20 protein-coding genes are annotated in these 19,120 nt (G+C 38.1%); 5 read left to right on the forward strand and 15 right to left on the reverse strand.

Annotated features, from left to right (window positions below; genetic code table 11):
• From ACIQCO_RS23980 to ACIQCO_RS23990, 3 genes are all read right to left on the reverse strand, one after another.
• Positions 1-377 (reverse strand): IS110 family transposase (locus ACIQCO_RS23980; protein ID WP_400433760.1); only part of this gene is annotated, 377 nt, incomplete at its 3' end.
• 432 nt (positions 378-809) lie between these two features.
• Entirely contained in the window at positions 810-1,031 is a 222-nt protein-coding gene (locus tag ACIQCO_RS23985; protein WP_400433763.1) for a hypothetical protein, read from the reverse strand.
• Positions 1,032-1,266: 235 nt separating this feature from the next.
• On the reverse strand, positions 1,267-2,460 hold the full coding sequence (locus tag ACIQCO_RS23990) for a glycosyltransferase (protein ID WP_400433766.1): 1,194 nt from the start codon (positions 2,458-2,460) through the stop codon (positions 1,267-1,269).
• Positions 2,461-3,012: 552 nt separating this feature from the next.
• Here ACIQCO_RS23990 and ACIQCO_RS23995 point away from each other — a divergent pair.
• The gene (locus ACIQCO_RS23995; RefSeq protein WP_400433769.1) at positions 3,013-4,251 is read left to right on the forward strand and encodes an MFS transporter; all 1,239 of its coding nucleotides are present in this window, start codon (positions 3,013-3,015) and stop codon (positions 4,249-4,251) included.
• A 217-nt stretch (positions 4,252-4,468) separates the two neighbouring features.
• Here ACIQCO_RS23995 and ACIQCO_RS24000 read toward each other — a convergent pair whose 3' ends face one another.
• From ACIQCO_RS24000 to ACIQCO_RS24015, 4 genes are all read right to left on the reverse strand, one after another.
• Positions 4,469-4,723, reverse strand: coding sequence for a zinc ribbon domain-containing protein (locus tag ACIQCO_RS24000; RefSeq protein WP_400433772.1), 255 nt, complete (start codon positions 4,721-4,723; stop codon positions 4,469-4,471).
• Between the two features lie 6 nt (positions 4,724-4,729).
• Positions 4,730-5,365 (reverse strand): hypothetical protein, encoded by a 636-nt coding sequence (locus ACIQCO_RS24005; RefSeq protein ID WP_400433774.1) that lies wholly within the window; start codon positions 5,363-5,365, stop codon positions 4,730-4,732.
• A 223-nt stretch (positions 5,366-5,588) separates the two neighbouring features.
• Entirely contained in the window at positions 5,589-7,331 is a 1,743-nt protein-coding gene (locus ACIQCO_RS24010; RefSeq protein WP_400433777.1) for a hypothetical protein, read from the reverse strand.
• 70 nt (positions 7,332-7,401) lie between these two features.
• Positions 7,402-8,169: a DUF5995 family protein gene (locus ACIQCO_RS24015; protein ID WP_400433780.1), complete on the reverse strand. Its 768-nt coding sequence runs from the start codon at positions 8,167-8,169 to the stop codon at positions 7,402-7,404.
• Positions 8,170-8,391: 222 nt separating this feature from the next.
• Between ACIQCO_RS24015 and ACIQCO_RS24020 the strand changes: the two genes are divergently transcribed.
• Complete coding sequence (locus tag ACIQCO_RS24020) at positions 8,392-8,892, forward strand: hypothetical protein (RefSeq protein ID WP_400433783.1); 501 nt, start codon at positions 8,392-8,394, stop codon at positions 8,890-8,892.
• A gap of 141 nt (positions 8,893-9,033) precedes the next feature.
• On the opposite strand, the gene ACIQCO_RS24025 is transcribed toward ACIQCO_RS24020, so the two are convergent.
• The 6 genes from ACIQCO_RS24025 to ACIQCO_RS24050 form a co-directional block, all read right to left on the reverse strand.
• Positions 9,034-10,155: an NADH-dependent flavin oxidoreductase gene (locus tag ACIQCO_RS24025; RefSeq protein WP_400433786.1), complete on the reverse strand. Its 1,122-nt coding sequence runs from the start codon at positions 10,153-10,155 to the stop codon at positions 9,034-9,036.
• 456 nt (positions 10,156-10,611) lie between these two features.
• Positions 10,612-11,841 (reverse strand): hypothetical protein, encoded by a 1,230-nt coding sequence (locus ACIQCO_RS24030; RefSeq protein WP_400433789.1) that lies wholly within the window; start codon positions 11,839-11,841, stop codon positions 10,612-10,614.
• A gap of 2 nt (positions 11,842-11,843) precedes the next feature.
• Positions 11,844-12,257, reverse strand: a complete 414-nt coding sequence (locus ACIQCO_RS24035) for a hypothetical protein (protein WP_400433792.1) — start codon at positions 12,255-12,257, stop codon at positions 11,844-11,846.
• Between the two features lie 49 nt (positions 12,258-12,306).
• Positions 12,307-12,627: an HNH endonuclease gene (locus ACIQCO_RS24040; RefSeq protein WP_400433968.1), complete on the reverse strand. Its 321-nt coding sequence runs from the start codon at positions 12,625-12,627 to the stop codon at positions 12,307-12,309.
• 3 nt (positions 12,628-12,630) lie between these two features.
• The gene (locus ACIQCO_RS24045) at positions 12,631-12,831 is read right to left on the reverse strand and encodes a hypothetical protein (RefSeq protein WP_400433794.1); all 201 of its coding nucleotides are present in this window, start codon (positions 12,829-12,831) and stop codon (positions 12,631-12,633) included.
• Positions 12,832-12,902: 71 nt separating this feature from the next.
• A complete protein-coding gene (locus tag ACIQCO_RS24050) occupies positions 12,903-13,226 on the reverse strand; it encodes a hypothetical protein (RefSeq protein ID WP_400433797.1) in 324 nt (107 codons plus the stop codon).
• A gap of 598 nt (positions 13,227-13,824) precedes the next feature.
• Between ACIQCO_RS24050 and ACIQCO_RS24055 the strand changes: the two genes are divergently transcribed.
• On the forward strand, positions 13,825-14,769 hold the full coding sequence (locus tag ACIQCO_RS24055; RefSeq protein ID WP_400433800.1) for a hypothetical protein: 945 nt from the start codon (positions 13,825-13,827) through the stop codon (positions 14,767-14,769).
• A 447-nt stretch (positions 14,770-15,216) separates the two neighbouring features.
• Here the strand turns inward: ACIQCO_RS24055 and ACIQCO_RS24060 are convergent, their stop codons facing one another.
• A complete protein-coding gene (locus ACIQCO_RS24060; protein ID WP_400433971.1) occupies positions 15,217-15,891 on the reverse strand; it encodes a uracil-DNA glycosylase in 675 nt (224 codons plus the stop codon).
• A gap of 249 nt (positions 15,892-16,140) precedes the next feature.
• On the opposite strand from ACIQCO_RS24060, the gene ACIQCO_RS24065 reads away from it, so the two are divergent.
• Complete coding sequence (locus ACIQCO_RS24065; protein ID WP_400433803.1) at positions 16,141-17,037, forward strand: RCC1 domain-containing protein; 897 nt, start codon at positions 16,141-16,143, stop codon at positions 17,035-17,037.
• Between the two features lie 586 nt (positions 17,038-17,623).
• A complete protein-coding gene (locus ACIQCO_RS24070) occupies positions 17,624-18,166 on the forward strand; it encodes an NADPH-dependent FMN reductase (RefSeq protein ID WP_400433806.1) in 543 nt (180 codons plus the stop codon).
• Positions 18,167-18,321: 155 nt separating this feature from the next.
• Here the strand turns inward: ACIQCO_RS24070 and ACIQCO_RS24075 are convergent, their stop codons facing one another.
• Positions 18,322-18,858 (reverse strand): CueP family metal-binding protein, encoded by a 537-nt coding sequence (locus tag ACIQCO_RS24075; protein ID WP_400433809.1) that lies wholly within the window; start codon positions 18,856-18,858, stop codon positions 18,322-18,324.
• Between the last annotated feature and the right edge of the window lie 262 nt (positions 18,859-19,120).

The raw sequence follows: 19,120 nt of genomic DNA on the forward strand, positions 1-19,120 counted from the left end.
TCACGCAATTCACGTTGATTTCGGTCAGGGATATAACTGGCTTTAAGTAGTCCATGGCGAAGAAGTTTGGCAATCCATTCTGCATCCTTCACATCCGTTTTTCGTCCTGGGACAGCCTTCATATGCTGGGCATTCACCACTAAAAACTCGATATCCTCGGCTTCTAGTAAATTCACAATAGGCTTCCAATAAACACTCGTGCTTTCCATGGCGACATGGGTACAATTATGTTGTTTAATCCAGTCAACCAACGTTAATAGAAATACAGTTTTAGTAGAGAACGTTTGAATCTCCTTTCCTTCAGGTGTCAAAATACAGGCAGTAATATTGTCCTTATGGACATCCATACCGCACGCTCTTTCAATGACTACATCCATTGAAAACATCCTTTCTACGGCGATTATGATAATTAGAGGCTGGTGCAACAACCAGAATAGGATTAATCTACCATGTGTGCTTCCCGTAAGGGAGCGACAGTCAGTGGTGCACCGTGGTCGTTGGAGTCAGACTAAAGGATGGGCTCTAACGCACCATAGTTAAGCGACCTTCCTCTCTCAGCCGTAGAATTAGTATTGACGGTTCTAACCCATTTTCATTCTCTGTGGTGAAGCGCGGTTTTTTGCGCTTCATGGATGGCTAAAGGGAAAGTATTTTTAACTAGCTAGTCCGTTAATACTCATCAACTTACCCTAGTGATGGAGTGCTTGCGGTTGTTTGTTTTGGTCACATTCTTTTTCTTTCTCGGGCCGCACCGCAAAATCCCACAAATCTTGAAAGTTTAATATGAAGTTATTAAAGACAATTGAAGACTACGGTGGAGATGATACAGATTTTGAAGTAAGTCTTTTGAACCGATTCCTTGGTAAAAAGGGGCAACTCAATCCAGTTTTATTTTTGACAAAATCCAAGGCCGGCTTACTGCCGTTCGCATCAAGGACAAATCTCTCTTTCCAAGCCAAAAAATGTCCTTCATCCGAGCCATGAAGGACAAATCTTTCTTTAAAACCACCAGCAAAATGACCTTCATTCATGGCTATTGAAAGGGGGCATATACAAATTCTTCAGAAAAACTGCCTCTATATATGATAAGGTTCACCGCGATAAATCTAAATGCGTTTTTTCAAAAAGAGTAAATTCATTTTTATATAGCGGGTTAACTTTCGGTAAGATGCTTTAATTACTCAGAAGAACGCTGAAAATGCTCTTTGGGTAAAAAAACGGGCAAAGTGTTTACTGTAAGTTGTACATACTTGTATTTACTTTATTTTAAAGGAATGGCTGTATGATCTCTGCAGCTTTCACTGCTCCGTCAATATCCAACTTCTGATGGTCAACTGTCTTTCCCAAGTTTTCTAACACAGCTTTTGAAAGAGTGATTTCATCTGTTTCGGAAAACCTCATATTAACTCCTGCGCCGAGCCTTTTCAGTTTATCAGAGACAAGCTTTTGTTCAAAATGCTCTTCTAAAGGAAAGTACAGGAAGTTCTTATTTAAAGCGGCTAACTCCGTCGTTGTCGTTCCCCCGCCTTGGACAATCGCAAGGTCACATGCGGCAAAATGCTCGTATAATTTGGGCACATAGCCCTTTATTTGAATCCCTTCAGTAACTTTAATTGAATTAGAATCAATTCTTGGCCCGCATATTAAAACCATCTGTAACATAGGCAGCTTATCCTTTAAAATCCTGTAGGTGCGAGAGCATAGATTTAAAAGGTCCACTCCAATAGAAGTTCCACCTACAGAACATATAATAAGATGGCCTGCTCCATACCCCAGCCGGCTCTTAACTTCTGCCGTATTACTATAATCCTGCGGGTTAAACGGTAAAATGTTACCCAAAAACTTATAATGCTTTTCAGCGTGTCTTCTGGCGTTTGGCAAGAATAATCCATAGGATTTATCCGCAATATCCTCTGCATTCCCTACAAACAGTGACAAATTTTCCACCCATGGAGTACGATTCCCTGTAACCCAGGCGAAATTCCAAAAGTATGTACCCAGTTTCTCAAAGGGGTTTTTGGTTGTAGCATCGAAGCCAAAAAAATCATAAATCATTACGAAAGGAGCTTTCTTCTTGATACCTGGAAAGAATAAGAATGCTAATATCAATTCATAGGCTTCATCAGCGATAATTAAATCGAATTTTTTTTCTTTTGTCAGCCTTCTTATGGCCATTATGCTTTTTCTCCACTCTAATAGTACCGTAAACAAATACTTATTTACATTCAATCCAAACCCATTGGACACCTTTTCTGCTAAATAACTGTCCTTTCCCAGCAGCTCGCATTCAGGCAGCAGTTTCTCGCCTGCCTCTTTTATCACTGTAAGTGCTGGATCTCCGGCCAACCAGGAAATTTCTATGTCAGGGTTTCTCTTTTTCATTTCTCTTGCAATTGCCAAATCCCTCGCTGCATGACCAAGGCCTATGGAACTGCTGATAAACAGTACATTTTTTTTCAAAGTTCTTTCCCCATTCCTACTCATTAAAGCTTCCATTTCCATACTTGATTATCGCATACGTTTATCTTTCTTATTTTTTTGGAAGATACAAATTCCGAATATAAGATATGAACTTTTTGGATGATGATGATAAATAACTATTCTCTCTCCAAACCACTCCAATAGTGCGAAAACAATAAGGATTGATTATCTTAACTAGTTTTACTTTTGATTTATCTAACAAATTAAAATCAGGGGTAAAGGATATCCCTCCCCTGCTGAAACACATTCTATTATAGAAGAAATTTCTTCTAAATAATACAGATTAGAATAACCCCGGGTTTTCATAAGGTGATTATTCATTGTAAATACTGAAAAAATTCCTCACAAACAAGCTCTATTAAAATTATATTCTTCGGTTATTTATTTTTGATGAACTTGATTTGGAGAAGGAAGAAGAACTTTTGCTATTAATTGAAGAAAAATTAAATGTAAATTAACACTTTTTTGAAAGTCGATTATAGATTACCATATTTATAAGGTGGATAAATTGACAAAAGAGGTGAACCCCCGATGAAATTAAGGGAGCACAGAAGCTTTGTTCGTTTTTGGATTGCATCGACAACTTCAAACTTTGGCACATATATTACTACTCTGGCTCTTCAGGTATTGGTGGTTAGTAATTTGGGAGGCAGTGCTGTTGATGTTGGCTGGGTTTCAGCATCTAGATGGCTTCCATATGTACTGTTGGGATTAATAGCGGGGGTTTTGGTTGATCGTTTTCACCGAAAGATTGTACTGGTGGTAACAGATATGGGGCGTGGCATTATATTTGCTTTTATTTGCTTATTTGCTGTCAAAGGAGTACTCAGTATTGGCTGGCTAATGATTCTACTAGTGCTCTTTGGCGCCATGTCTCTTTTTAATGATGTTGCCCACCGGTCCTTTGTGCCACAATTAGTCCCTCGTCCTTTATTAACACGTGCATATGCACGGCTAGAACAAAGCGCAGCTGTTGCGGAAACGGGCGGTCCAGCCATTGGAGGTGGACTTGTCTCATGGATTGGTGCACCTTTTGCCCTTCTTGTAGATGCCGTATCTTATCTGTTTTCAGGTGTTTTGATGGCCTCTGTTAAACACCAGCCCTCAGATAAAGTGAAGGCTGGTCCACTTGGTCAGCAAATCAAGGAAGGGTTGAAATGGGTCTACCAACACCCATACCTTCGTACACTCGCTTTAAACACGCACGTCTGGTTTCTCTTCCATAGCATGACGATGACAGTCCTAGTATCCTTTTTTTTGATTAAGCTTGGCTTCGATGCCTCGCACCTTGGGTTTGCCCTCGCCGCTGCAGGTGTCGGTGCGGTCGCTGGAACCTCTCTATCTACTAGAGCCGGTGAGCGCTTTGGTGTCGGGCGTGCAATGGCTTTTTCTCGAATTCTCTATGCTCCAGCAGTGATTGTGATGGCTCTGGCTCCAGCAGCTAACAACTTCGACCCACTTAACATAGCTCTCATTTATGCGGTTGTAGGGCAGCTATTGTACGGCTTTGCCATGGGAATCGAGGGTCCTCTCGAAGTGGGGTATCAGCAGTATATCACGCCATCTCATCTGCATGGTCGTATGAATGCAACGATGCGATCCATCAACCGTAGTGTAATCGTTATCGGCGCCCCACTAGGTGGTGCAATCGCCGATGGACTAGGGTTCCTAACGGCTTTATGGATTTCGATAGCTGGTCTAGCTTTATGTGGATTATGGTTCAGTCTTTCATCGATGAGAAAAGCTCGAATAGAAGATGACGAAATCTAAAAATGCATTAAAATAATCAGAATCTGACTAACTAATTTATAATAATATTAAGTATAAGTTAATAAAAGCCAAAAACTAGCAAATTTTTATTCATAACTTGTTATTTTTGGCTTTTGATTTTTCCAACAATAAACCTCATTTACTTATGGTCCATTTCACTGTAATATACCAAAATGAGGTAATCTAAATATAATACTCTTTAAACTTGGATTTATTTCTATTTCCACCTCTCCAATTTATGGAGGTTTTTAACAAACATCCTTGCTAAAAACTTCGGAAACCCCATTTCGATGCATTTATCTTTTACAAATTGTTTCATATCATCTACAGAAATATCTCTTTGCGTAAATTCTCCTTCTTGATAACAATACTTACAATACATTGAACTTTTATCTAAATTCCTGTCCGTTCCACGATCTTCAATTTTTTTTAATGGCATGGCACAGCTTTGGCATTTTCGATATTCTATCACCTCGAATTATGCTTCAATAGCTTCTAGTATTTTATAGATTTTTTTTATTCTTTTTAGTTGAGAAGCTGTTAGATATTTTTCTCTTTTCCGTAACACATTTAAAAATTTTTCTTTATTTACATCTGTTACTGCAAAAAGCGTGCTTTCAGAGTGCTGGGGAATTTCCTTCGTTCTGCAATTCTCAAGATGATGGAGTAAGAACGGAAAAATCGTATCATTGTTTTCCTTACTGACAGCTGCTAGCTTCGCAAGAGTTAGGATGCCTTTATCAATTGTAATAACTGAACCAATTTTCATAGTACTTTTTAATGTGTCAAGGTGAGCCATAATGATTTCTGACGCTACCTCGGCAATCGTTGCTAATGCCGTCATTCCGCCCCAGACTAAACGATTATTTCGGCTTTTTAACAACTCAATAAAAGTCAGTGCATACTTGCCTATGAGTTCTGGTTTAACTTGCCCTATTTCGTACGCTACTTTAATACAATCCTGTTGAATGTTTTTATCTTTGCTAGATAGGTTTTCAATTATTTCTTCTATGCCTATATGATTTTCTTCATTAGCTAATTCATGTGCAAGCTCAATATTTGGTGCTTCATCATTTCGATTTAGTTGAGAAGCTAATAGATTCACTACTGACATGATGATCCCTCATTTATCAAATTTATTTCTTATACATATATTACCACATATAATCCGACACCATTATTTCGTATATTTTAATATTTATCGCTAATTTTTTTTCTTTAATGATTTTGCCTAATATGTTGTGGCTCAAGCACTTCAATCTGATCGCCTAAATCATTAAATAGAAATTGGGACAAGGTTCATTCCTGTCCCCTCGTCCCACACTTTATCTTTAAATTTATTGGGGGTCTGCCCCCAGTTTCGTCTTGATTTCAATTAAAAAGCTATAAAAAACCCACGGCATTCCAACAACAAACAGACCCAAAAGTAAAAGAGGCTCCCATTCCAACACAGCAGTCCCTTTACCTGTTTTGGCAAATACAATCTGAGCAATTGTCCAGGTGGCTACTCCTAGATAAAGGAATAGAAGACCTAGACGATAAGATCCATTGACCTTTTTTCCAGTTATTTTTTCATCAGCTATGAGGACATCCCAGAGCATGGAGACAATTAAGATCATAATCATAATTATATTGATTAGCCCATCCGGAAAAATCTTGATCCATATACAATGAACCAACAGGACAATGGATACGAGCCACAAGAGTACCTGGGACCACCTTAGGTGCTTGGGACTAGCAATAAACTGATAAATGGCAAGATAGGTCAATATTTGGAAGACCGAATAGAGTTCGGCAATGGCAAATTGCTGGTTCAACATTTGGTCAAGCAAAAAACAGCCGCTTAAGAACAGGGAAAATTTCAATGCAGTTGCAAGCAGAGTGGATGATTTCCGCTGGTAAAGCAGCCAAATGCTCCATAGAATGAAGAAAGTCGCAGCAATTCCATCTAGATCCCAAAGATTCAAACCTTTCATTCCTGTACCGAAAATAAGTTTACAAAGTGGATCAAAACTGAAAGTAAGCAGTGCCCATATAGCCATTAGCATAATAAAAATGGAAAAAGGGCGCTTTTTAGGAAAGAAGGCAAGCACTCCAGATAAAATCAGACCGATTGGTCCGATTCCAGCAATTAGAAGTGGACCAACTGAATCGGTGGATACATACCCGCCAAGCATAACAAAGATAAGGAAGAAACCAATTGGAATCGGAAAAATAAATCCAGTCAAAAACAACCAATGTTTAAATTGAGGTTTGAAATCGAGTAATTGTTTTGGACAAAATAAGACTATACAAACGAAGCATAGTAAAAATATGCCGGGCATAATCCAACTGCTGAACGAACTCAATCCGCCATTCCAAACAATGAAACCTACTTTCACCATTGAAGTAGCAAGAAGAGCAACAATAACCCCATGGTTCCCCATTCGGGCACATAGGGAAGTAATCCTTTCTACAACCGTATGCGTTAAATCTGCCAAATCCACACCAGACATTAATATTTGGGGAATAGGAAGGATAGAAGCGAACACAAGTAACTGAGAAATGCCAAAGTACAAGGTAACGAAAATGGACATATCTTTGACACGAATTCCAAAGACAACAACCAGAAACCACCCTATGATCATAATCGAATAAAGAATAACAAGATCTTTTACCGTAGGACGATCAGCTATAGGCCGTGAACCCCTCCAAATGACATACCCCACAATGAATACGACTGGAAGTACTATGAAGGAAAATGCCCCGATTCTCCAGCCAAATACTAGGAGGAGAATCGCAACAATACTAGTAATGCCTAACCGAAACCAGAGGGCGCCGTATGTAGCACCGATTAAGGCAAAGACCATTGCATTGATTAAAAGCACTGCAATAAATAAAACAATCAGAGTAGGATGGCTAAAAACTTCTTTCGTTTCCGGAAGGATCAGCTGTTCTTTTGTTGTCCATGACAAAGAAGAAATGATCACAGCTGCGGCAATCTGAATAAGTCCATATAAAAAGAGAGATTGATGATGTCGATTCAATAGTAAAAGAAAATTGGATTGCAACCTTTTTTTAGAAACTTGTGTTTCACCCATTATCATGTAATCCTCCCCCATGAATCTCAAATCATTTATTAATAAACGTTTGAACTAGAATAGGCCTGGGTTAGAGCCACCGCTTCTTTCTTGTAAAAAATGAAAGGTATTTTGTAATTTTTAAGGGACGGGAGTCGGCAATCTTTAAACCAATCGTGTGGGCATCGTTTTCAATTTGCTGCCTTAGAAAATTCCTTTGATCCTCATTAGATGCATCAAGTAACAGCTCCGTATTGTACCAAACATTTGTCCTGCAGTGATTCAGAACGAATGAAGCAAAAGATTCATCTCGCCGCCCCATCAATAAGTCAATCAGATGAATAAAACGGTCGTAATGAAGGGCTAACTCGTCTTGAACAATATCAATTAAATCCTTCAGTACGTCGTTTATTCGATTATGGTCTTGATGGCGCCGCAGCATTATCCGGGCATCCGGCCACGCCTGATCCTCTTTAAGAATCTCATACATTACCACGGGCAAATCACTGTTGATATGAGCATTAATGCCCAGTAATGCGTCCAGCAAGACTAAACCTTTCTTTTCAGATGCCACACGAAAGGCAAGATCCCAAGCTGGAGGGCAGGGTAATCCCGCCTCGTAGGCATCGATAGCATGAAAATAAAAATTTGCAAATCCAACTAGAACACGTTCCATCCAATCTGAATCCAAGAAAAATCCAGATGAAAGACGTTTTTGCATTTCTTTTGTCATTAAAAGATAGACATGATGAAATACCACCCGGTGATCTTCATTCCTCTGGAGAACCAGAAGTTTCTCTGTCATGACGTCCAATACCTGCTGGATCGTTTGAAATTTGTCACCCTGTTTACCCGCCAATACCACCCAATCACCCCTTCCAAAGCAGAATGAGCCAAATAGCCTACGTCTATTTCTATGATGGAATTCAACGTTTATTGCGTATAAACAAGCTGATTTTCCTCCCAATAAAAAAAGGGGGTTATGTTCTAAAATAGTCCGAAAGTAATACATTGGAATGTGGGGAAAGAATTTTCCCCATTTCCTACCTTAAATAAATTATGAAAGAGGGGATATTTTTCGATGGGGAAAGAGTTTTCAAACAGTACATCCTCTTCTAGCTCATTTATGACTGGCGGTATCTTTATTCTTATCGGAATCGTACTTTTTTTCGTTAATGGTCTATTGGGGATACTGGCTGTTATGGTCGGAGTCCTTTTACTCTTTTTCAAGCGCAATGTAAGATATGACACGACAGTTGTCTGCAGCCAAAATGGTTTTACTGTCAAAGTGACAAACAAACAAAAAAGCACTTCTGTTAAAGAATATAAATGGGAAGACGTGGCAAGCACGCACTATTATGAAAGATATTCCGGTATAGATAACGAAACCACGAACAGTTATTTTAAAGTGACAACAACAGAAGGTGTTGCATTTGATCTTTGGCAAATGAAAGATTTTGATGAATTGATTCAAATTTTTAATCAAAAGACACCAAATCTTCCTTATCATTGGGAAAAGCCAACAGGAATCTTTGCCTCCTCTTTCACTAATTATAAAAAGGTTGGACGTGAACGGACCTAACGGCCAATATGTTTAAGTAATCTTAAGAAAAGGTTGGGATTTACCCAACCTTTTCTTATCCACATTTATGGTTCCAATAATTCCTTGAAGGTAAATATGTTATTTGACGCTTGCCCTCTAGTGTTAAATCGCCCATTGCAATTAATCCACCACTGGGAACCATCCAGGAGTATGAATAATCGCTTTCCAAAGTGGATCTGGGATGGCCAATTGATCTTGATCCTTTTTCGATAGTGTGGTGACAATCTCAGACTCTTTTCCATCTTGTACTTTTTGTACCCAATCTGGTTCCATAATCAGCTCTCGACCAAGTGCGACCATCGGAACCCCTGTATTTAAAGCTTTTATGGCTTCATCTGCTGTATGGATAGAACCTACCCCAATAAGCGGGACCCGCCCGTTGATTTTTTCTAAAAGGTACTCGATTCGCAGCTTTGTATTTTCGACCCCGCGTCTAGGCTCTGACCAGAAATCAATGAGAGAGACGTGAAGGTAATCTAATCCTTTATCTGACAGCGCATCTACTAGCTCAAGCGTATCTGCCATCGTAATGCCTGGTGTTGACTGTTCCTCTGGTGAGAAGCGGTAACCAACAATAAACGGCTCCTTCGCCGAAGTTCTGACCACTTTTTGAACCTCGTCAACAATGGCAAGCGGGAATGTTAAACGTTTTTCCAAGCTTCCTCCAAAGCGGTCTTCACGGCGGTTAGAATGTGGAGAAAAGAATTGTTGGATTAGGTATCCGTTTGCGCCATGGATTTCAACTCCATCAAAACCTGCTTTAATAGCACGGAGGGTTGTCTCCCCAAATGCCTTAATAATGTCATTTACTTCACTTTCCGTAAGTGCTCGAGGAGTATTCTCGCTTCCTTCGGAGGCCACAGCACTTGCACTGACTGTTTCTCCATTTGGCACTAGTTCAGGCGGGCATTCTCTTCCTCCGTGAAAAATTTGGAGAACCGCTTTTGCCCCTTGCTCTTTAATACTGCTCGCCAATCTCGCTAGGCTAGGGATCATCCCATCATGATCGCCTCCAAATTCCCCGTGGAACCCTTTTCCATTAGGGGTCACATACGTACAAGCTGTCACAACCATTCCAACACCTTTGGACCTGCGAATATAATAATCGACCTCACGATCTGAAACCGTCCCATCAGGGTGGGATGAAAAATTGGTCATTGGTGCCATTACAATTCTATTTTTTAATCTAGTATTATTTTTAAAGGTAAATTCCTCGAATAGTGGTTGATACTTTGAATTCATTGTATATGCACTCCTCATTAATATTCCTATAGAACCTAGTCTATTTTGCGCTGAATAAAGCATTTTATCCTGCTTGTTTTCATTCGCATCACTCGTAATGTCATGAGTTTTTCTTGAACCTATTCTTATCTTTTGTTATAAAAAAACACCAGCAACAGTTTACCTATAAAAAAAGCTCAAACGCACTTTCATGGTGTTCAAGCTTTCTATAACGGTTATTTTTATCCTTTTGAAAAGATACTGTAATACTATAATTTACAGTTTAGAATTTCAACAAAAAAGCACCTGCCACTCCCCGAATAATGTCAAAGTTTTGACAAAACACGGGCGGTGACAGGCACTTATTTAATTAAAAACTATTGTTGTACTATTGGGAATTAATAGGAAAAACTACCTCTGTTTATGATAAGGCTCACCGTAAAGTTGGATAGGGTAAACATAAATTAAAAAAGGGGGCTATTCAGCTCCCTTGATTCTATGATTAATATATTCTGCAATACCCTTTTTAGCATCAAGGGTAGTGTACGTTGACGTATTTACACTTATGGTTGTATTTTCAATACTACTCAAATCAAATTGATCTTCAAATTGCTTCGAATATATTATCTTCCAGTCTATATCAGTTTCAATATCAATAATCTTAAACCATCTTCTTATCGTATCAATTGCATATATTTTTCCTACTATCTCAACTTCTCTTGTAGATATTTGTTTTATTGCATCTTTGATTGTATGGAAAGTCCTTTCATTTAGTTTAAGCTTTTTATAACCAGCAAGAGAAACTTCGATGGTGCCTTTTTTATAGTAGGGCCTTACCATAGATAGCAAATTATACATATGCTTACGTGCATTAATTAAATTACTACTCATCATTTGAACAACTGAATGGACGTCTCCAGTTTCTGCTGTTGCCAACACTTTATATAATAATAAATAGGGTAGACTTGGTGGAGTATCGAATAAACTTAGCTGTCCTTCATTATTTGGAGATAGCATTATACGTATACTTCCAGCTTTTAAGTATACTGCTGGCTCCGATAATGGTTGCTTCTTCCCTTTATCGATACTATTGTATTCCTTGCTAACACCAACAATGAAAGCCCTTAATGGATTCATTGTATTTAACAGTTCATTTAATAGTATATTAGGATTTGTATCTACCCTTATTTCAAGAGGATTTTCTCCGTTTACGGTTATATTCTCCCCAAACACTTCGACTTTAAATAAACCATTTTGACTTCTAATTATAATATTACTTTGCAATGAACCTACATCGGATTCTGAAACAGCAGCCAATATAAGGCCGCTTAGGCTAGTGTATATCACTGCATCCGCATTAGTGTTTTCTATTTGTCCCACTAAGCTTCTGCCATTATATTCATCAGACATCCTCACGTTAAAGAATTCTATATTTAATTCTGTATCAACAACTATATCTCCGATTTCAAAAGATGCTTCCTTACTCTCTGAGGAAAGCTTCAATCCAATCTTGGACCCATTATTAGTTGTAAAATTTATAACTGATGTGATTTTCCAAGAACTAATTAGCATTTCATTTCTATACTGGTTAATAGTTTGCTCATGCCCACTTAGTAATTTAGACTTAATCCAAGAACCTGTTACTATATATTCTCCAGGGGATAGTTTCATTGAATTGTCAACATAACCCGCTATTCGGTTAACCATCACTATCCCTCCAGATTTCTAAGTTTTTCTTGATAAATCTCTAAATTTATTTCAGTCTGCTTAACTTCGTCTGCAGATAATTTTATTCTATCTTTGGAAGCCCTCTCAATTAAACACTCCGCTACCTCAATCTCTCGCATAAAATAATCGATAGACCCAACATCAACATGCCCATCCCTATTATATTGCAATGCATGTCCTAACTCTTCATAAATCATGGCTTTTCTAAAAACATCGTCATTAATTGAAATATCTACTGCTCCTGTATCAAGGTTCAGTGATGCGGCGCCCTCTGCTCCAAAAAAAGATAAAAGTGACCTCACTCCAGGATCTTGAGAGCTTCTATACACACTTATATGTACATTTGGATTTATATATTCAAAGAATTTGATTATCTTGCCTATTCTATCAGCCACAGTATGCCCCCAAAACTAATCGATAAAACAATTCTAAGCTCTTTTCCCATTAAAATCCATATATATTTTTATCCATCCTATTCAATGAGTAGATAATGTCAGCTTTTTCATTTAATAACAATTTAAGCTCTTCCAAAGTTAGAACAGTATTCTTCTTACGGTGAATCATTCTATGACAGTTCGAACAAACAGGTACCAAATCAGTCTCTGGGTTAATTTCTGTTTCTTTATCTATTGAGAATAACGGGTTAATATGATGGAATTCTATAAATCCTCTCCCACGTTCCCCATAAACTTTTTGAAAGTTGAACCTACAAGCCTTGCAAATAGTTCCATGGATCTCAATTGCTCTAGCTCTATTAATAGGAATACGTTAATATCTTGTACCGTAGTATTCTATAACCTTTCCATCCTTATAATAAAAATCTTGTTGTGATTTTTCAGCATCAATATCATTTTTAACCGTTTGACTTAGTATTTGAAAACGTTCTTCCTTAATTAATGCTTCCAAACTTGTTATAGTTTCTTTTTCCCATAGCTCTGAACCTTGTCTATCTGGTTTATAGTGGGTCATGGTAACAACTTTAGACGTTATTTGTGTAAAATGTTCCAATAGAAGCTGAATTCCTTTTCTTTTAGCAGGTGTTAACAATTGCTTTTAATAAGCTTGTCATTTTCCAGTATTAGTACATGGTATCGGAAGGGTCCTTGATGTTGCGTTTCAAAAAAATCTTTTATAGTTAGTATGTTATACTTCGTTTGATTTCCTTTTAAGTAATCCTTAGCTTTAAGGATTTCTTCTAGATTAGTAGTATTAGAGTTAGAACTTCCACTGTTTGATTTGATCTCAAAACCTTTTAGTAAAAAAGTGTCCCAATCGTGGCAATCGAAAACTTTCTCTTCTTGTTCCTTATAAAATTCTTCCCATTTAGAATGAGGTAAGTTAGGATAGCCCATTTGTGCTGCCACCCAGGTGAATGTTCTGGCGGATATATTCAGCGGAACCTTGGCAAGTTAGGGACACTTCTGGGATTGGGAATTGAAATAAAACTTAGTAGAATTTGAAAAGAAATTAGTTATAATAAAAAATCCGCGGACATGAAAGGACCCTCTAATTAGGGTCCTCATTTGTTTACGGCCAAACACGGAAAGATGGGGCATTTATCTTTCTTCCAACCTAAAAGATAAATTGGGGGGAATCGGCGATGAATCGGGGTACTCCTTAAACGCCCTAGGGATAATGGCCATAAGCAGCCTTGTTCTGTCATGCTACATCAGACTCCACCATTTTTTATTAACATGACTAAAACCCTTATTTTCATTCTACCACAAATGTACGTTCCGTTCGTTTCAAAGAACACTTCTATGCTTATGCTGATGTTTGAGCCATAAAAAATAGACCATCGTTTGCGATGGCCTTCTCTAACTAAAGCACCCAGAAAATTAAGCGAATCATTTCACAATATTAAATTGAATTTATATTAATTTTGAATATCTATTATATAATAAAAGAAGCATTATACATCTAGATTCATTCCTACCATTACTAAGGAAAAGGAGAATCAAATTGGACATCATTTTTAAAACTAATAATATCCCTGCTCAACAACAAGAATCCATCATTTCTTTTTTCGATTCAAATCTATATAAATTGGGCCTTGATTTAACTTCATTAGAAGGTATAACTATTTGTGAAAACTTTTTTGAGGATATTATTGAGTTTCAAACAAAGCACAAAAAGCGAGAAATTGGGGCTACTAAAACCTCAAATGAAGCCGCTATAGCGAAAGTGTTAGATTATATTGATAAATCAGACAGCTATAAGCAAGTAGTTTTTTTATCTGATTTTATTGCTCAAGGTTTATTTTTAGAAGAAGAAATTGCACAACGTTCATTTCATTTCATTAATCATGAGCTGGTACATGTACACGATGAATATAATAAAAAATGTAAAATATACTCTGAGAAGGCTAGACAAGGAATCGGTGATCATGTTTTAGATCATATTTTAAGGGTTCACGCTGATGCCGTGTGGAGCGAATATATTGCGGAGAGGCTATCATCACCAACAGTAACTGCTTCTCATATAAGCAGCTTTATGGACCATATAACACAATTAATTGAAAGAGTAGAAGAGAATGTTAAAAATGAAATCTCACAATATAGGTTTCATGCAGACATTGATAAATTGTTTTCAATTGTACAAGAGGAATGTTTATTGTTATTAAAAATATCTGCAAATTTAGTCGGAGTAATTCACGGCCTTTCTTCGATTTCAGATGGGAAAAATAAAGTTGAGGCCCAAATAGATGAATTGTTTGTTAATACTTATTTATTTCAGATATGGAACAAGTTGAAAGAGGAGCTTAACAATTTAATAGAAACATATCCAAATTGGAATGATGTATATCAATTAGATAGACTTGGAAAGGTCGTTTTATCTTGCTGGAGTTTTCTGGGTGTTTTACCCGAAAAATCGGGTGAGCAAATGTATATTAATGTTCCTTTGTAAAAAAAGAAACACCTTTAACAGACCACTTATGGCCAGTAAAAGGAGTTTCACCTATTACCTTATCTCATTAGTTTTGTCCTTTACTAAGGACCGAAGATTCAGTGGATCAGGAAACAACAGCTACGGCAGGTAAACTTTGTTCCGCAACACATATTGAACACGATTGAAGTGATTTCGAAACACAGGAAGATACACAGTTATTTTTCGAGGCAAATGGCGGGCCATATTATGACCCTCATGTTTTAGACGGGGATGGAATTTCCTGTGACAGGAGATCCATAATACTAGTGATAACCTTTCGGAATAACTGCTTTCATACCAAGAAATACGGATACCTGATTAATAACAAGGATTCTTCTGTACTCCTCTTCCGATAGATCTGCAATTCTTTTATTCATACGATGCCAGCATGATTGACGAATGTATAAGTACTAAAAGAAGCCCATTCTATAAATCTGGTATCTGCCAATCAATTTCCTCCATCCCTAAATCGCGTAAAATCGCATTGGTTCGAGAAAATGGTTTACTCCCAAAAAAGCCCTTATTGGCGGAAAATGGGCTTGGATGCGGCGACTTTATGATGAAATGCCTTGAGGAAGAGATGAGTTGTTGTTTTTGTTGGGCAAAATTTCCCCAGAGGATAAACACAACTGGTTTCTCTCTTTGATTCAATTCTCCAATTACTTTATCAGTAAACTCTTCCCAACCAAGGCCTTTATGTGAATTTGGACTTCCTGCCCGTACGGTTAAAACCGCATTCAACATCAATACTCCCTGCTTCGCCCATTTTACTAGGTATCCATTATTAGGGATCGAGCAACCCAAATCTGTTTGCAGCTCCTGATAAATATTTTTCAATGATGGAGGAATCCGTACACCTGGCTTAACTGAAAAACTTAAACCATGGGCCTGTCCTGGGCCATGATAAGGGTCTTGACCAATAATGACTACTTTCGTTTCGTTATATGAAGTAAAATGCAGTGCATTATAGATATCATTTTGCTCCGGATAAACCACTTTTGTTTGGTATTCTTCGAGCAGTATATTCCTCAATCGCTGGTAATAGGGTTTCTCAAATTCTTTTTCAAGCAATGGTGCCCAATCATTTTTCAAAATAGCCATTTCTTCCACTCTCATTTCTATTGTTGAAATTCATTCAATTCCCATATATCATATTAATATTTTACTTTAACAAACTAATCGGATAAAAGCGGTCTACAACAACCCAGTCCAATAATGGAATAAATTATACGGACAATTTGATATACTTCCGTTATCACAACCATACAGTTCTTCCATTTAACGAGCAATCATTAAGTTACATATACTTATCAAAAAATGGAAGGGTGCATATATTCAAGGAGGTAAAACATGGATTTCTATTCACCGAAAGATGGGGTGTTAGAGATGAAACGGTGGCCTAAAGATACCATTGCGGCGGGTCGTCGGCATACCGTTGGGCTTAAATCGAACGGCACGGTGACGGCGGTGGGTGATAATAAATATGGCCAGTGTGATGTAAACGGCTGGCGTGATATGGTGGCGGTTGCAGCTGGTAATGTTCATAGGGCAACAAACACGGGTAATGCTCATACAATCGGACTTAAATCGGACAGGACTGTGGCGGCTGTGGGTTGGAATAAGCATAACCAATGCGATGTAAACGACTGGCGCGATATTGTGGCCGTTTCAGCGGGTTGGCGTCATACCATTGGGCTTAAATCTGATGACACGGTGGTAGCTGTGGGGCGAAATAATGAAGGTCAATGCAATGTAAGCGGCTGGCATGATATTGTGGCGGTCACGGCGGGTGACTGGCATACCATCGGCCTTAAATCAGACGGCACGGTGACGGCTGTGGGGAATAATCGGTATCGCCAATGCAATGTAAGCGACTGGTTCGATATTGTGGCCGTCGGAGCGGGTTATCTCCATACAATTGGCCTTAAATCGGACGGTACTGTGACAGCTGTGGGTTTGAATAAACATGACCAATGCGATGTAAGCGGCTGGAGCGGTATCGTAGCGATTGTGGCGGGTAGTTATCATACTATCGGGCTTAAATCGGACGGTACCGTGGCGGCGGTGGGTGATAATAAGTATAGCCAGTGTAATGTAAGTGATTGGGTCGATATCGTGGCGATTGCAGCGGGGTGCGCCCATACTGTCGGGCTTAAATCGGACGGCACGGTAGTTGCAGTGGGTGATAATGAATATGGCCAATGCGATGTAAGCGGCTGGAGCGACATCCAACTGCTTGTCAATTAGTTTTTAATAACAATAAACCAGCGAAAAACGTATTTGCATTCAATTTGGTATCCAATTCGTCTTTCAAAAAATGCTACACAACACATAATAATTGGATATATATGTTAAGATAAAGTATTATTCTTAATTTAGTAAACAGTGATATTTAAAATAAGCGAAGGTTTTCCGGTTAGTCCACAGAATAGTGCTCGGTTTGGGGTAAATAAGCGGAGGTTTTCCGATTAAGCAAAGCAAAATTACCCATTTTTACGTTTTTCAAGTATATAGTCGGAATCCTTCCGTCTATTTAATCTATTTTCAGTGCTTTTTCCTAAATAAGAGAAAATTCTCCGCTTATTTATCAAACCATGCTGATTCCACATCCTGGTCACAATTGGTAAACCCTTCCTGCATAACAATTTTCATTGGAGTCGTCTCCTAACCTCAATAACTTTTTGCTCTCTTACTTCAATTTTTTCATGGTACGCATGGGAAGAGCAAATTAATTTATAATTTCATTGGTTTGAGATACTATAAATACTGTGTTACTTTAAAGGATTGGGGAATGACTCCAATTAATTAACCAACAACATGGGAGGCAATATATATGAAAGTGGTAGCAATTATAGGTAGTATTCGCAAGGAATCATTAAACAAAAAATTAGCTGAGTATATTAAATCTCGTTATATTAACAAATTCGATCTTGAAGTTTTATCTTTAAATGAGATTCCTATGTACAATCAAGATATTGAAAATGAACCGCCACAAGAGGTTGTTGATTTCAAGGCTCAAGTAAAAGCAGCCGACGCTGTTTTATGGGTAACACCTGAATATAACGGAACAGTACCGGGCGTTTTAGTAAACGCAATTGATTGGTTATCTCGAGTAGATAAAGTGATGATTGGGAAACCATCGATTGTGATGGGTGCTTCAATGGGAAATTTAGGAACAGTGAAAGCGCAAATGCATTTACGTGATATTTTATTCGCTGGCGGCGTTGCTTCTCCAGTACTCATTGGCAATGAAGTATATGTAGGTGCTGCACATACGAAATTCGATAGTGAAGGCAACCTAACAGACGAAGGAACAGTGAAGTTTTTAGACACTGTGATTGACAACTTCACGACTTGGATGAAGAATTTTCAATAATTATATATCGAAGTAAGGCACCACTGTGAACAGTAGGTTTAATCCAGCAGATGAAAGCAAATTTCAAAAAACTGTTTATAAAAGGGTCAGTTCCCGCACATGGACTGACCCTTTTTTTAGTTCATATTTACTGCTCATATTAATTAAGTAATCCACTACTTCAACTGCATGGTTGTTATGCAAGTAGGATCACCTTCAAATGTGGCAATTTTTGATTCTGCCTTTTTTCCGTCATATTCAAACTTTATCTTATACGTTTTATCACGTGGCAGCCAAAAATCGATAAATCCATTAGATTGGGTATTAACGATTTCGTCCAGCACCACATTGCCTTCCGTATCTTCTATGTAGACTTGAAACTCTTTATTCGCTAGTTCACCCTGACAACCTGTCAAGCTATGATTCGTTCAAGGATGAGTTTGTTCGACGTAAGGAGCAATAGACACAAAAAATTCTTCTTTAGGCAAGTCATAGGCTGACTCTTTTCCATTTTTGTCAGTCACTATAAGTTGCTGCGATGTAATAGAGGCATTTTGGGCTTTTATTTTTCCCGTACTATATTCGTTAACCATTCCCTTAATGTCACTTGGTGTATTTTCTTTTAAAGAACTTCTTTCATCAGTACTTTTTCCACTACAAGCGGCTAAAATAACGGCAGCCAATAAAGTAAAAGCAATGGTTTTAAATTTCATTTAACGGTATTCCCTCCTTGTCTCATGATATAAATCATTATATCATACTAAACCCCCCCACCCTATAATAGTCACAAAGTCTTCAATAATTAAATCTTTTTCAAATTAATGGTGCCTGCCTCCGGTGTGTTAAAGTGTTACCGCATCGGGGGGCAGTAATTTAATGGGCAGTAAAGCGAACGGTGTTCAAACTAATCCTGCATCCCACAGTACTAAGCAGATTGACTAGTTCATTACAACATGGTCACGCGAATGCATTTTT

The sequence above is a fragment of the Neobacillus sp. NPDC093127 genome (genome assembly GCF_044754175.1).
In the GTDB taxonomy this organism is placed as follows: domain Bacteria; phylum Bacillota; class Bacilli; order Bacillales; family Cytobacillaceae; genus Neobacillus.

Coding starts and splice junctions, on each gene's coding strand:
- ACIQCO_RS23985 (WP_400433763.1), bottom strand. CDS start 1,031: ATGAATGAAGGTCATTTTGCTGGTGGTTTTAAAGAAAGATTTGTCCTT.
- ACIQCO_RS23995 (WP_400433769.1), top strand. CDS start 3,013: ATGAAATTAAGGGAGCACAGAAGCTTTGTTCGTTTTTGGATTGCATCG.
- ACIQCO_RS24005 (WP_400433774.1), bottom strand. CDS start 5,365: ATGTCAGTAGTGAATCTATTAGCTTCTCAACTAAATCGAAATGATGAA.
- ACIQCO_RS24010 (WP_400433777.1), bottom strand. CDS start 7,331: ATGGGTGAAACACAAGTTTCTAAAAAAAGGTTGCAATCCAATTTTCTT.
- ACIQCO_RS24020 (WP_400433783.1), top strand. CDS start 8,392: ATGGGGAAAGAGTTTTCAAACAGTACATCCTCTTCTAGCTCATTTATG.
- ACIQCO_RS24025 (WP_400433786.1), bottom strand. CDS start 10,155: ATGAATTCAAAGTATCAACCACTATTCGAGGAATTTACCTTTAAAAAT.
- ACIQCO_RS24030 (WP_400433789.1), bottom strand. CDS start 11,841: ATGGTTAACCGAATAGCGGGTTATGTTGACAATTCAATGAAACTATCC.
- ACIQCO_RS24045 (WP_400433794.1), bottom strand. CDS start 12,831: ATGACCCACTATAAACCAGATAGACAAGGTTCAGAGCTATGGGAAAAA.
- ACIQCO_RS24060 (WP_400433971.1), bottom strand. CDS start 15,891: ATGGCTATTTTGAAAAATGATTGGGCACCATTGCTTGAAAAAGAATTT.
- ACIQCO_RS24065 (WP_400433803.1), top strand. CDS start 16,141: ATGGATTTCTATTCACCGAAAGATGGGGTGTTAGAGATGAAACGGTGG.
- ACIQCO_RS24070 (WP_400433806.1), top strand. CDS start 17,624: ATGAAAGTGGTAGCAATTATAGGTAGTATTCGCAAGGAATCATTAAAC.